Genomic DNA, 13,974 nt, shown 5'->3' with positions numbered 1-13,974 from the left:
GGCCGCGGCGTAGTAGAGAGTGGCGAGCGGATCACCGCCTCCGTCGGCCGAGGCCGTACGCGCGAGGCTCAACAACCAGCGAGGAGCGTCACGTTGTCCGGATTCAGAGGTGTCTCCGTAGCCGCCGCGCTGCTGGGCGGGGTCCTGTTGCTGACGGGGTGCACCGGTTCCTCCGACTCCGCTGCCGCCACGGCCACTTCGCCTTCGCCGAAGGCGTCCGCCTCGGCGGAGGTGTCCGCTGATGTATCGGCCTCGGCGGGGGCGTCGGGGAGCGCCCCTCCCTCGGCCTCGTCGTCCGGCTCCGCCGCGCCGCGGCCCTCGTCCCGCTCCACCACCCCGAAGGCCACCGGCGGCACCCGGCAGTCACCGGCTTCCGTCCCCGGCTGCCGCAATCTGGCCGCCGGCGGCGAGGTGAAGGCCGCGGTGACGCGGGCGTACCAGCGCGGTTTCCCGCGCCTCGTGCACATCGCGCCGGCGCCGGGGCGGTTCTTCTACGGCCAGTGCGGCACCGTCCGCTACGCCGCCGCCCAGTTCCAGCCCACGCAGGGCGCCACCGAGGGCGAGTTGGTGAGCCTGCAGGACGAGGGCAGCGCCATGAAGTACTTCCGCGCCTCCTCGGGGAGCGACTGGAGCTACGTCGCCACCGACGGCTTCCCCGCCAGCGAGGGCGGTTGCCGCGCCATCCCGCAGATCCCGCGGGCCCTGGCCACGGCCTGGCGGAACTGCCGCATCGCGCGCTGAGGTGCAGCCGCCGGGGCGGGGCGGCGGCCGGGACGCCGTCCTGCCCGCGCCGGGGATCGGTCGGCCGCGGGCCGCGGAACCAACGCGGCAGGACGGCCGCGTCACCGGGACGGCGCAGTGCGGCAGCGGCGCTCCGGCCGCGGCGCCAAGCCCGCCGGCGAAGGGAAATCGCAGGTCCGGGCCGCCGACGTACGGCGTTCCCCTCATCGCACCAAATGCCGTGAATGAGTAGATTCCCAAGGAGCCGCCCTGAGGCATGGGACAACAGGACCTCCGGCCCGCCGGAGGCCGCCGAGGAACGGGGAAACCGACGATGGCCACTGACTCACCCGTGCAACTCGGCATGATCGGCCTCGGCCGCATGGGCGCCAATCTCGTGCGCCGGCTGATGCGCGACGGCCATCCGTGCGTCGTCCACGACCTCAATCGCGACGCCATGCTGGAACTGGAGAAGGAGGGCGCCACTGCCGCCGCCTCCCTCCAGGACTTCGTGCAGAAGCTGGCACCGCCCCGGAACGTGTGGCTGATGGTCCCGGCGGGGGTGGTGCAGTCGACGCTCGACGAGCTGGCCGCGCTGCTGCAGCCCGACGACACCGTCATCGACGGCGGCAACTCCTACTACCGCGACGACATGACCCGCGCACGGCAGCTCGCCCCGCGAGGGATCCACTACGTCGACTGCGGCACGTCCGGCGGTGTCTGGGGGCTCGACCGCGGCTACTGCCTGATGATCGGCGGCGAGGACGCGCCCGTGGCGCGGCTGGACCCGATCTTCCGCACCATCGCGCCCGGCCGCGGGGACGCCGAGCCCACGCCCGGCAGGACCCGGACGGACGGGACGGCGCCGGAGGGCTATCTCCACTGCGGGCCGAGCGGCGCCGGCCACTTCGTGAAGATGGTCCACAACGGGGTGGAGTACGGGATGATGGCGGCCATCGCCGAGGGCCTCAGCATCATCCGGCACGCGGACGCGGGGCTCGGCCGCAGGGACGTCGACGCCGAGACGGCGCCGCTGCGCGAGCCCGAGGCGTACCAGTACGAGATCGACGTGGCCGAGGTCGCCGAGGTGTGGCGGCGCGGCTCCGTGATCGGCTCCTGGCTGGTCGACCTCGTCGCCGACGCGCTGGCCCGCTCGCCGCAGCTGGACCAGTTCACCGGCCGGGTCTCGGACTCCGGAGAGGGCCGCTGGACCGTCCAGGCGGCGATCGACGAGAGCGTGCCCGCCCCCGTCATCAGCGCCTCGCTGGCCGAGCGGTACGCGTCGCGCGGACTGGGCGAGTTCGGCGACAAGGTGCTGTCCGCGATGCGCGGCGAGTTCGGCGGCCACGCCGAGAAGACCGGGTGAGGCCGCCATGTCCCAGGCTTCCCCCTCCCCCACTCACGGCCTGGTCCCCGAGGACCATGTCGTGGTGCTGTTCGGCGCGACCGGCGACCTCGCCCGGCGCAAGCTGCTGCCGGGGCTGTTCCACCTCGCCAAGGCGGGACTGCTGCCGGCCCGCTACCGGATCGTCGGCTCGGCGCCCGCCCAGAGCGCGCTGAGCGACGAGGAGTTCCGCAAGCACGCGCGGGACGCGGTCGCGGAGTTCGGACGGTCGAAGCCCCGGGGCCGGGCGTGGGAGGAGTTCGAGGCCGCCCTGTCGTTCGGCGCGTGCGACACCGGCGCCGCCGGGCCGCTGATCGCGGCCGTACAGGAGGCCGAGCGGGCGATCGGAGGCAAGCCGCGGCGGCTGTTCCACCTGGCGGTGCCGCCGAGCGCCTTCACGTCCGTGGTGGAGACGCTCGGGGCGAGCGGGCTGTCCGAGAACGCCCGGGTGATCGTGGAGAAGCCCTTCGGCACGGACCTCGCCTCGGCACGGGCGCTCAACGCGTCGATCCACGCCGTCTTCGACGAGTCCCGGGTCTTCCGTATCGACCACTTCCTCGGCAAGGAGTCGGTCGACAACATCCTCGCCCTGCGCTTCGCGAACGGCCTCTTCGAGCCGGTCTGGAACCGCGACCACATCAGCCATGTGCAGATCGACGTGCCGGAGAGCATCAGCATCGAGGGGCGCGCGCAGTTCTTCGAGGGCACCGGCACGTTCCGGGACATGATCGTCACGCATCTCTTCCAGCTGCTGGGATTCATCGCCATGGAGCCGCCGACGGCGCTGCAGGCGCAGTCGCTGCGGGACGAGAAGGAGAAGGTCTTCGAGTCGCTGCAGCCCGTGGATCCGGCGCATGTCGTCCGCGGGCAGTACGAGGGGTACCGGTCCGAGCCGGGCGTGGATCCGAAGTCGGACACCGAGACGTTCGTCGCGCTGCGGGTGGGGATCGACAACTGGCGGTGGGCCGGGGTGCCGTTCTACCTGCGTTCGGGCAAGTCCCTGGCCGAGGCGCGGCATGTCGTGACGCTCGGCTTCCGGGAACCGGCGCTGCGCATGTTCCCGCTGGCCGCGCGCGGCCACGCCGGGGCCCGCAGCAACGCGCTGGTGATCGACTTCGACGACCCGGGCCGGATCACGGCCTCGTTCCTGGTGAAGGACCCGGGCCCCGCCATGCGCCTGAGCAGGGCGGAGATGGTCTTCAGCTACGCGGAGTCCTTCAACTCCATGCACGCGCTGGAGGGCTACGAACGCCTGCTCCTGGACGCGATGCTGGGCGACCAGTCGCTGTTCACCCGCTCCGACGGCATCGAGCGCCTGTGGGAGGCGTCGACGCCGCTGCTGGAGAACCCGCCCCCGGTCGAGTCGTACGCTCCGGGCTCCTGGGGCCCGGACAGCGTCCGGCATCTCATCGCGCCGCACCACTGGAGCCTTCCGCACCGGAGGTGAGCGGCAGGCGGCCGGGAATCGGCGGACGGCCTCGACAGACGTCGCCGGCTCACCGCCTGAGGCGGCGGCCGGCGACGCCCCCGTCAGTCCGCCAAGGGAGCCGTCAGGTTCCCGATCCGCGTGACCGCCCAGCGCACCATGATCCCCGTCACCATGGCGCTCGCCACGGCGGCGGTGACGATCGAGGCGGCCGAGCCGGAATGCAGCGCGGTCAGGAACGGGACGACCAGCGTGGCCACCGCCGCCAGCGCCCCGGCGCCGTACCAGCCCAGGAACAGCACCGGGCCCATGCCGCCGGCGGGAGACTGGGCCGACGACATCAGCAGATGGTGCTTGGTCGCCCCCCGGCAGGCGTTGACCAGCGAAGCGCCCACCAGCGGCGGCACCAGGGCCGGTGCCAGCCACGCGCGGGCCCCCGCGCCTTCGCCTGCCAGCACCCCCGCCGCCGCCAGCGCGACCAGGAGCCCCAGCGCGACGGGCACCGCCGTGTGCCGCAGCATCAGGCCCCGGTAGGGGTACGGCGCCCACGACCCGCGTCGGGTATCGTCGGTCTCCACCCGGGCGGGCTCCAGCAGCTGGGTCAGCGACCAGTAGCCGAAGACCAGTGAGGCCAGCGCCGCCGTCACGCCCGTCCCGCCGTGCGCCGAGGCCGCCAGCACCGCGCCCAGCACGGCCAGGACCCCCAGCACCACTGCCCGGCCCAGCCGGCCCGGGGTCCGCAGCAGCGCGAGTGTGTCCCGCCACGGCACCGCCAGTTCCGGCCGGCGGGGCGCCGGCAACCTCCATCGCACCGACCGGCCCCCGCCGGTGACCCCGGCCACCGCCTGCCGCGCGGTACGGAACTCCACCGTGCGCAGGGCGGCCATCACGCCGGTCGCGGTCCGGGATCGCCGCCGTACCGCGGACAGCGCCAGCGACCCGGTGAAGCGGTGTGCCGCGGCCAAAGCGCCGACCACCACCACCGCCAGCAGGACGCCCGCGGCCCAGCCGCCCGGCAGCGCGGCCGGCGTGGGGGCCAGCGCGGCCAGCCCGGCCCAGCCCCACGGCCCGGACCACAGCTCCACCCGCTCCAGCCCGGGCAGCCGGTGGCCGGCGACCGCCAGCACGGTCTGCGCCACCAGCGCCAGAACCGCCATGGCGACGTACGGAGTGGCCAGCCGGGCCCAGCGGGCCACCCGCTCGCTGCCCTCCACCGCGGTGGCCAGCGCGGTCGCCAGCAGCGGCAGACCGCTGCCGCCCAGCAGGCACCAGCCGAACGCGGCCGGCAGCCCGACACCGACCGTCAGGCCCAGCGCGATCATGCCGATCACCGAGACCAGCAGTCCGGCGCCGCCCGCGACGGCGGCCGACCCCCAGAACCACGGCCGCAGCACCTTGGCGACGTTCACCGGCTGGGCCAGCAGCCAGTCCACGCTCTCGCGCGGCGGCACCACCGGCCCGCGCCACTGGGCGTCCCAGGCGGCGATCAGCAGCCATCCCAGCCCCAGCGCGCAGGACCCGGCCGGCAGCGCGGCCAGGATCGCCGGTCCGTGACCGGAGTAGTCGGCGCCCATCGACTTCTCGAGGAACAGCCCCAGGCTCGGCAGCCCTCCCCACACCGCGAGGAGCAGAGCCACGCAGTACACGGCGTAGGCGATCTGGCCGGTCCTCTTGCGGCGGTGCGGGGTGCGCAGGTCACGGACCAGCCGCAGCGTCTCGCGCGTCCAGTCGTCCTCGTCGGACCAGGCCGCGGAGTGCTCACCGGTCTCTTCCGAGAGGGTGGTCACCGGCCACCGTCCGGGCTCTCGGCCAGCCAGGTCAGTCCGTCGGTCCCGGTGGCGAGCACCTCGTCCGGGTGGCCGTCGGCCACCACCTTGCCGTCGCTGAGGACCAGCACCCGGTCGGCGACCGCCCGGGCCAGTTCTCCGTGGTGCGTCACCAGCAGCACTCCGACGCCTTCCGCGGTCTCCTTCTTGATCAGGTCCGCCAGCTGCCGCCGCGCGCCCGGGTCCAGTCGCTGTTCCGGCTCGTCCAGCAGCAGCAGATCGCGCGGCCGCACCATCGCGGAGGCCAGCAGCAGCGACTGGAGCTGCCCGGAGGACAGTGCCCCGGGCAGCGCGTCGGCGTGGTCGGTCAGCTTCCGCTCGGCCATCACGTGGCCGATCCAGTCGCTGGCGTCCTCCACCCCGTGGGCCACCGCGACCAGCTGCAGATGCTCGCGCACGGTGAGGTCGGGGTAACAGGCCGCGGTGTCGCCGACGACCGCCACCCGGGCCCGGACCGCCGGGTCGTTCTCGTTCATCGGCTTGCCGTCGAACGTCACCGTGCCGGTGCTCGGCTTGTCGCGACCGGCCGCTATGCGCAGCAGTGTCGACTTGCCGGAGCCGTTGTGGCCGAGCAGCGCCACGCACTTCCCGGACCGCAGTCGCAGGTTCATGGCGGCCAGCGCGGTGCGCTTGCCATAGACCCGGCTGACGCCGCTGAGCTCTAGCAATGGTGGTGCACCCATGTCGCCGGGCCTCTCGTCTACCGCGAACGCTGTCCCCGCTTCGGCCTCGGGACGACGGCCCGGAGCGGCTCGGCCATTGTCCACGCTCCGCCCGGCCGGGGGAGCGCTGGGTGTCCCTGGTCACTCCGGGTGCAGGGTGCCTGCGAGTCCATTGGTGAGAGGTCGCGGTCCCTGAAGACCTGGTGATCGGCTTGCCACTGCGCGGTCAGCCGGTCGACGGTGGCCGACGACGGTCCGGTGGCGGAACTGCGGACCTCTCCGGCGCGGGCACGAAGTTCCGGGTGGACAGCCGGTGCGGGTAGAGCGGCGTCAGGACCTCGGCGGCCTTCGGGGGCTTGCGGCACCTCGGCGGCAGGACCGCCGAGGAGAACCCGCCCGCGCCCCGCCCGCAGCCTCGTGCGCCCGCCTCTCGTCGACCCGCGGCACCTTGCCTCCACCACCGGGCCGACGTGGCGCCCTTCCGCGGCTGGTGGTCGCCGTTGCGCACCACCAGCGCCGCAGAGCCGGCCGGATGTCGCAGTCGAAGGTGATCACATGGAGCTTTCTACAGAATTTACCAAAAACCTATTGACTCTCTGAATATGCCGTGCATCGTGGTTTATAGGCCATAGCACCGGAAGAGTCGCAAAGCCGATGAGGACGTCTAGTCGGGGGAGCGACTTGGACAGGATGTGGTTCAGGCCCCCGGCAAGCCGGCGCGATACCGAGGCGACAGTGACGACTGAAGCTTCAGGACACGCGCAGATCTACCGGGGACTGTTTTGCCCTCGGAGCCTTCGCACAGGCCGGGCGCCGGTGCGGAGGCTCTGGCACGCCCACTCTCCCGACGGGACTGGCGCAGCCGGGCACGGGCCTGGCCGAGTCCGGCGGGGGGCCTTGCGGGGAGGGCCGCCACACCAGGCGCAGCTTCGTTCCGGTGGAGGTGGGCCGCTGCTGCGGTTCGTCGTTCATGGCGGCGACCTGGCGTTCGGCTGCGCCGATCAGTTCCTGGAGGGTGCCGGCGACCTCGGTGATGAGGGGGTCTCCGGAATCTCGCGCTCGTGGGCGGACAGGATGCGGGTCTGCTCGCCGACCTCGGCCGCTCCGCGCCTCGTCGGTGGCATCGGGCAGGTCCGTCCCCGGCCCGATGGCCGCGGATCGTTCGGCGCATCAGGTGCGGGCGAGGTCGGACAGGAGTACGGACAGGAGCCGTTCCTCCATGACCGCGCGGCCGGACCCGGTCATGGCCTGGGCGAGTCCGGGGTCCCAGGGGCTGTGCGCGGGTGGTCCGGCCAGGGGGGTGGACTCGCCATGGCCGAGGGCGGCGGTGTAGTCGGCCGCGGTCATCCGCCAGGTCCGGGCGCCGTGGCGGGCGAGGGCGGCGGCGGTGATGCGCAGGCCCGGCCAGTCGAAGTCGGCACGCCAGTGCAGCCGCACGCCGGCGCGGGCGGCGTCGCCGAGGAGCCGGTGACAAGCGGCGGACGGTACGCCCTCGGTGCAGACCAGGGCGGCACCGGTCTCCTGCAGTTCGGCGGCCGCGGCTCGCAGTACGGCCGGGTTCTCGCAGACGAAGACGGTGCGGGCGGCCGGGATGACCGGGTCGGGGGCGGAGGCGAGCTGGTGGAGGGTGAGCCGGAAAGGGATGGCGGCTTCGGCGGCCTCGCGCAGCCAGCGGCACACCGGACTGTCGCCCCTGGCGCCGGTGTTCAGGACCAGGACCTGGCTGGCGAGGTCGTCGGCGATGACTCCGGCGCTCTCCCACAGGACGCGCCGTCCCGCCCGGTCGCGCGGGACCTCGCCGTCCCCGCGTTCGGCCAGCGCGCGCAGCACGAGCTGTTCCAGCGGAGTGCCGGAGGCGAGAGACTTGGTGTCGCCGGTGGCCTGTTCGGCGAGCACCGGCAGCGGCACGATCCGTGCGGCGTCCTCGGGAAGCGCTTCCAGGACGCGGACGGCGGCACCGAGCAGGGGTGCGTCGGCGCGGCGCACCAGGCGGGTGAGGGTGCCGTCGGCGGCGATCCGGTCCAGCCATCGGGTGAACCAGGCGTGAGCGGCGAGCCGGCTGGAGCGGGCGGAGTCCAGCGCCGCCGCGCGGCGGGTGCCCTCGGCGGCGCGTTCGGCGGGCCGGTCGCGCAGCGGGCCGTCGAGTCGGGCGAGGGTGTGCGTCAGGCCGGTGCCGTATCGGTGGCGCAGGTACGCGTCCAGGTCGCGCAGCGGCACGGTCAGGCGCCGCACGGTCTCGGGCCGGTAGCGGCCGGTGATGCCGATGACGGTGCGGCGTTCGCTCTCGGCGGGCGCGGTCAGCCCGATGTCGCCGTCCAGCGCGCCGCCGGTCCGCTCCAGCCTGCGCCGGGCCGCGGCCAGCAGCCGGGCCCAGCCGTCGCCGCGCAGCTCCTCGTATGCTGCCGGTCCGTCCTCAGCCGGCAACCGCGGCCTCCCGTTCGGCGGGCGGGACGCGCCGGGTGCCGGGCGAGCCGAGGGCGGCGGTCAGGTCGCCGGTGTCGTCGGCGAGCAGCCGCGCGCCGTCCCAGACGAGCAGCAGCGCGGAGACGGTGTGGTCGATCGCCGAGTGGGCGAGGTCGTAGTGGGCGGCGGCGGGCACGGCGGCGTGCGCGGCCCACAGGTCGTACCCGGTCATGAACAGGTCGAGGTCGAACTGGGCGGCCAGCGACATCAGTTCGCCCCGCCCGGTGTCGTCGACGCCCGCGAACGCCTCGTCGAGGGCGAGCAGCCGCGGGGCATGAGGGTGGGCGGAGTTGAGCATGGCGTGCGCAGCGGCGAACAGCGGCAGGTGCAGCGAGACGGACTGCTCGCCGCCCGACAGGCGACTGTGCCGGGCGCGGGTGAGCTTCTCCTCGGACTTGTCGGGGCGTACCAGCTGGAACGCGAACTGCCGCCAGCGCCGGTAGTCCAGCACCTGGGTGAGCAGGTCGCGGTAGGGCAGGTCGCGGTGGCGGGCGCGGGCGTTCTTGATCTGCGTGGCGAAGTGGATGCGCGTCCGGGTCAGCCCGTCGGGGCCGAGCCGGGCGGCGTCGGCGTCGAGGAGGGCGCAGACGGCGCGCTGCTCGTCGTCGAGATGGTCCGCGAGCAGCCAGCTGACGCCGACGGTCGTGCCCGAGGACATGGTGCGGCTGCGCATGTCGGTGTTCATGCGCCGGATCAGGTCGCGGGCGTCGACGGTGCGGTCGTGGATCTGCTGGGCGAGCCGGGTGAGCAGGGCGTCCTCCAGGATGCGCTGCTCGGAGTCGCTGAGGAGTTCGGCCTGGTCGCGGCGGTGGGCGGCGATCTTCTCGGCGAAGGAGGCGACGGGCAGCGGGCCCTCCTCGTCGGCGACGCGCACCAGGATGACGCCGTCGGAGCCGTCCCATTCGGGCCGGTAGTCCTGTCCTGCGGCGGCGAGTTGGGCCTGAAGGTCGTCCAGGGCCCGGGTGAGGCGGGTGACGGACTGCTTGATGCTGCTCTCGGTGGGCGCCAGGTCGCGGGTGGCGGCCAGGATGGCCTGGTGCACGGCGGCCACGGCGGGCGGCAGGTCGTCGCCGGTCCAGTCGGCCTCCTGTGCCGGCCAGGCCAGGCCCGGCGGGCAGCGCAGGATGTCCAGCAGTTCCCGGGCGGCGTACGGGCGCAGCCCCCGGGCGGTGTCCTTCTCCTCGGCTGCGGCGACCGACCGGGCCTCGGCGGCTGCTGTACTGCGTGCCTCGGCGGCGGCGGTGGCCGCGATCGCGGTGTGCTGGGCGGCACGGGCCGCCTCGGCCTCCCGGGCCAGGGTGTCGATGCCGTCCTCGGTCTCCTGCACCTGACGCATCACGTCCTGCGCCTCGGCCCCGACGGCCTCCTGCAGGGCGTCGAGCTTGGCCGCCTCCTCGGTGTGGCGGCGGCGTGCGGAGCGTTCGGCGTCCGCCGCGGCCTCCTCGTCCTCGGCGGCGGCGGTGAGCCGGTCGGCGGCGGCCCGGGCGGCCTCGAACTGCCCGGCGTGTTCGCGGCGCCGAGCGGCCAGGTCGCGTACCGCCTGCTCGAAGGCCCGGACGGCGGTTTCGACGGCGTCGGTCCGGTCGGCGGGGATGCCGTGCTCGGCGGCGGCGCGCTGCAGGGCGCGGTGTGCGGCCGAGCCGGCGGCGATGGCTTCGTCGTACGAGCCCTGTGCGGCGTCGGCGGCCTCGCGGGTGGCGCGCAGGGCGGCCGCCGCCCGGTCGAGCTCGCGCAGCGCCCGGGTGATGCCGCCGGTTCGGGGCAGGGCGGCGCGGGCGTCGGCGTAGGCCTCCAGGGTGCCTTCGGTGCGGGCCTGGGTGCGGGCCAGGTCGTCGCATGCTGCGGTGAGTTCGGCGATCCGCTCCTCGCACGCGGCGATCCGGGCGGCGCGGCGGCGCTCGCGGGCGGTGGCCCCGACGTACTCGGCGTGCTCCTTGTTGTGCGCGCCGATCAGCACTCCGGCCGCGTACCGGCCGTCCGGGCTGATCTGCGGGGTGCCGGACGTGAGGTCGCCGGTGATGGCGACGGAGCGCAGTACGGCGGTGATCCGCTCGGTGGGCAGGGCGGTGCCGTCCTCGGGCCGCAGCAGGTCGGCCAGGCTCGGGCCGTTCACCGGTTCGCCCGCGCGCAGGTAGCCGTCGCCGCATCCGGCGGGCACGTCGGTGTCCTCGGCGGTGATGAGGGCGTCGAGGAGGCCGGAGGCCTCCAGGGCGGCTTCCAGCCCGGCGCGCCGGCTGTCGCTCAGGTCGTCGGTGAAGTCGACGAGTTGCCACAGCGGTGCGCCGTGGCCCTGCGTCCGGTCGGCGGTGCGGCCGCGGGCCGGGGGTGGGGCGTCGTCGTGCTCGGCGGCGATCCGGTCGCGCTCGGCCTCGGTCTCGGCGCGGCGGCGTTCGACGTCGGCGGCCTGGGCGCGCAGCGAGGCGAGGGTGTCGCGCAGTTCCTGCACGGCCGGGGCGGTGGCCTCGGCGAAGACGTCGGCGAGGCCGGCCGCCTCGGGCTCCCCGGTGCGCTCCAGGGCTTCGGCAAGCCGGTCGGCACCGTCCGGCGGGAGGAGCGTGCCGTGGACGGCCTTCCACTGGCCGAGTGCGGTGCGGGCCTGTTCGCGGGCGGACTCCACCGCCGACTCGCTGTCGGCTTCGGCGGTTTCGGCCGCCGCGACGGCTTCCTGGGCGCGGTCGAGTGCGGCCCGGGCCAGGTCGCGGGTCTGCTCGGCGGCGCGGCAGGCCTGCTGGGCGGTGCGCACGGCCCGTACGCCCTCCTGGCGGGCGGCGGCCAGTGCCGCGGAGCGCTCCCCGATCCGGCCGGGCTCGGCGTCGGCGGGGCTCCAGGCGATGCCTGCGGCGTGGGCGTGGTCGGCGACGGCGGCGGCATCGCGGGAGACTGCGGCGTCGAGTTCGGCGGCGAGGCGCTCGGCCCGCTCCGCGTCGGCGCGGGCGCGGCCGGTGGCGGCGGTGCGGCGTTCGCGTTCGGCCGCCGCCTGGCGGGCCGTGTGCTCGCAGGTGCGTACCAGACGTTCCAGGTCGGCGAGCTGCTCGACGGCCTGGTAGGCGGCGGACGCGCGGAGCTGGTCCAGGCGGGCGCGCTGGGCGGCCAGCGCGGCGTCGGCGTTTTCCGCGCGTGTTCCGGCGGCGGCCTGCCGCTCGCGGGCCGCCGTCAGCTCCTCGCCGGCGGTGTGCAGCGCGGCGGTGCGGTCGGCGGTCTCGGCGCGGCGGGTGGTGAGCCGGTCGGCGGCGGTGCGGGCGTGGACTCGCAGATAGGTGGAGTAGCTGAGCAGGAAGGCCCGGGTGGCGTCGTCGGCGGCGGTCAGGCCCTCCAGGGTGCGCTGGACGGACTCCATGTCGTCGAAGGAGCGGGCGGCTTCGGCGATCAGGTCGTCGTCGAGCGGGCGCAGGCCCTCGCTGAGGGTGTCGGACAGCTTGGCCGGGTCGAGGTTCTTGGCGAGCTGCGGGCGGCGCAGCGTGAGGATCAGGGTGAGCAGCTGCTCGTACCGTTCCTGGCCGAGGCCGAACAGGCGGCGGTCGACGGCGGCGCGGTAGTCGGTCGCCGAGACGATCAGCTCGTGTCCGAGTTCGGCGGCGAGCTGCTTCTTGGTCATCGGCCGGTCGTCGTCGGTGAGCAGGGAGAAGTCCTCGCCGACCCGGCCTTCGGTGACGAAGTGCCAGCGGGCCGGGGTGTCCCGGTGGCGCTGGGCGTGCAGTCCGATGCCGCAGGTGACGGCCTGGCCGGTGGTGGAGTGGGTGAACTCGATCCAGACGTAGCCGAGCGCGCTGTCCTGCCCGCGGAAGAGCAGGTTGGACTTCATGGTGCGGTCCTCGGCGGCGAACGGGTTGAGCCGCTTGGGGTCGATCCGGCCGTCGAGGACGAAGGGGAAGAGGACTTCGAGGGCCTTGGTCTTGCCGGATCCGTTGGGGCCGCGCAGCACCAGCCAGCCGCTCGCGAAGGAGAACTCCTCGTCCCGGTAGTCCCACAGGTTGACGATCCCGGCGCGGGTCGGGACGTAACGGGAGCGCGGGGCGGGGGCCTGAGCGGGGATGCTCACTGCGTCGGGTCCTTCACGATGTCGTCGGAGGTCGGTGCGGGGAAGGGGCGGCCTTGTGGCCTGGCGGGGGTACGGGTCTTCACCTGGGCGGTGACGCCGCGGTAGCGGGCGAGCAGCGGCAGGGCGAGGGCGCCGCCGTCGACGCGGGCGATCAGCGACATGGCGGCCAGCAGGCCGAGGGCCTGGTCGAGCAGCCGGTCCGGGTCGCCGCGCAGGTCGGCGGAGAAGCCCGCGCCGTACTCGCCGATGATCTCCTTGAGCCTGCCGCGCAGCCAGGAGTCGGTGACGAAGGGGTGGCGGACCTCCACCGGCGGCTCCTCCTGCGCCTGGTACGGGGAGGCCCTCGGCTCGTCCGGCTCCGGTTCTCCCAGTACGCCCGGGGCTCCCCGCGCCGGGAGGGCGTCGTCGATGCGCCGGGCGTGGGCCGCGAGGCGTTCGGCGGCGGTGGGCGCGGACAGCAGTTCCGGGGCGTGCCGTCCGGTGCGCTGTGCGGCCGCGCTGATCCGGGCACCGAGCAGCAGGGCGGCCTGCGCGACCGTGCCGCCGCCGGGAAAGCGGATGTCGGACAGTCGTCCGGAGGTGTCGATCAGGGCGACGCCCTCGGCCCTGCGCTCCACCGCCAGCCCGGTCAGGCGTTCCAGGTCCTCGGTGAGGGCGGGGGCGCGCAGTTGGCCGACGAGGTCGGGGTCGGTGTCGGCGTAGTACGCGACCGGGTTCTCCAGCACCAGGCGGCGGGCGCGGCGGGCCTGGTCGCGGCGCTGGGCGGCGCGGCCCGCCGACATGCTCAGCGCGCTGCCGGAGCCCAGCAGCGCGGTGACCGAGGTCAGGTGCTGCAGGACGCGGGTGGGCTGGTGGACGGCGGTGAGGATCTCGCGGTCGATGTCGTACAGGGCCTCGGCGCGTTCGGGGTCGCCGGCCCAGGCGGTTGCGGAGCCGTCGGCGAGGGTGAGCGCGCCGCGTTCGGTGAGCCAGGTGACGGCGTCGACGAACGCGTCCCGGTCGGCCTTGCGGGTGGTGTCCAGACCGAGGCCGTCGATGCGCGCGGCGTCGGCGGCGACCGCCTCGGCCAGCTCGCCGAGGGCGACCTGCGCACCGTGGCGGCCCAGGGCGGCGAGGGTGAGCACCAGGTAGGCGTAGCGGCGGCGGTCGAAGGGGCGGCCCGCGCGGGTGAGGGCGGGGCGGGTGGGGTCCAGGCTGTCCTGGGTGCGCTGCAGCCGGGCGGTGTCGGCGGTGGTGATCAGCCGGTAGCCGAGCGTCTCCATCAGGTCGGTGCGCAGTTGCTCCGCCCAGCGGCGCACGATGGGCAGGGCGGCGGTGTCCGGGTATCCGGCCGTGATCAGCGAATACCGCAGGACCAGCCGTACGGCCTTCTGGTAGTCGGCGAGTTCGAGCGGGGAGACGTCCTCGGCGACGCGGCTCATGCGGCCTCGCTCCGCTCGGCCGGGCACGCGCCC

The 13,974-nt window shown here is 74.5% G+C and carries 8 protein-coding genes; 3 read left to right on the top strand and 5 right to left on the bottom strand.

Annotation, left to right across the window (positions count from 1 at the left end):
* Positions 1–93 precede the first annotated feature (93 nt).
* The 3 genes from B085_RS49190 to zwf all read left to right on the top strand — a co-directional run bounded on the left by B085_RS49190 (position 94) and on the right by zwf (position 3,551).
* Positions 94–741, top strand: coding sequence for a hypothetical protein (locus B085_RS49190; protein WP_158689682.1), 648 nt, complete (start codon positions 94–96; stop codon positions 739–741).
* A gap of 313 nt (positions 742–1,054) precedes the next feature.
* Positions 1,055–2,086, top strand: coding sequence for a phosphogluconate dehydrogenase (NAD(+)-dependent, decarboxylating) (gene gnd, locus B085_RS0107715; protein WP_026250781.1), 1,032 nt, complete (start codon positions 1,055–1,057; stop codon positions 2,084–2,086).
* Positions 2,087–2,093: 7 nt separating this feature from the next.
* On the top strand, positions 2,094–3,551 hold the full coding sequence (gene zwf, locus B085_RS0107710) for a glucose-6-phosphate dehydrogenase (protein WP_037731438.1): 1,458 nt from the start codon (positions 2,094–2,096) through the stop codon (positions 3,549–3,551).
* A gap of 83 nt (positions 3,552–3,634) precedes the next feature.
* On the opposite strand, the gene B085_RS0107705 is transcribed toward zwf, so the two are convergent.
* The 5 genes from B085_RS0107705 to B085_RS41660 all read right to left on the bottom strand — a co-directional run bounded on the left by B085_RS0107705 (position 3,635) and on the right by B085_RS41660 (position 13,941).
* Positions 3,635–5,317: a hypothetical protein gene (locus B085_RS0107705; protein WP_018557993.1), complete on the bottom strand. Its 1,683-nt coding sequence runs from the start codon at positions 5,315–5,317 to the stop codon at positions 3,635–3,637.
* Entirely contained in the window at positions 5,314–6,039 is a 726-nt protein-coding gene (locus B085_RS41665) for an ABC transporter ATP-binding protein (protein ID WP_037731437.1), read from the bottom strand. The genes B085_RS0107705 and B085_RS41665 overlap by 4 nt, the downstream gene beginning before the upstream one ends.
* A 1,149-nt stretch (positions 6,040–7,188) precedes the next feature.
* Positions 7,189–8,442: a TIGR02679 family protein gene (locus B085_RS0107695; RefSeq protein ID WP_018557991.1), complete on the bottom strand. Its 1,254-nt coding sequence runs from the start codon at positions 8,440–8,442 to the stop codon at positions 7,189–7,191.
* On the bottom strand, positions 8,432–12,520 hold the full coding sequence (locus tag B085_RS0107690) for a TIGR02680 family protein (RefSeq protein ID WP_018557990.1): 4,089 nt from the start codon (positions 12,518–12,520) through the stop codon (positions 8,432–8,434). Before B085_RS0107690 ends, B085_RS0107695 begins: the two co-directional genes overlap by 11 nt.
* Positions 12,517–13,941: a TIGR02678 family protein gene (locus tag B085_RS41660; RefSeq protein WP_018557989.1), complete on the bottom strand. Its 1,425-nt coding sequence runs from the start codon at positions 13,939–13,941 to the stop codon at positions 12,517–12,519. Before B085_RS41660 ends, B085_RS0107690 begins: the two co-directional genes overlap by 4 nt.
* Between the last annotated feature and the right edge of the window lie 33 nt (positions 13,942–13,974).

The organism is Streptomyces sp. BoleA5 (genome assembly GCF_000373665.1).
GTDB lineage: Bacteria > Actinomycetota > Actinomycetes > Streptomycetales > Streptomycetaceae > Actinacidiphila.
Note: the sequence above shows the minus strand (reverse complement) of the source record. Positions and strands in the feature narration are given on the sequence as shown.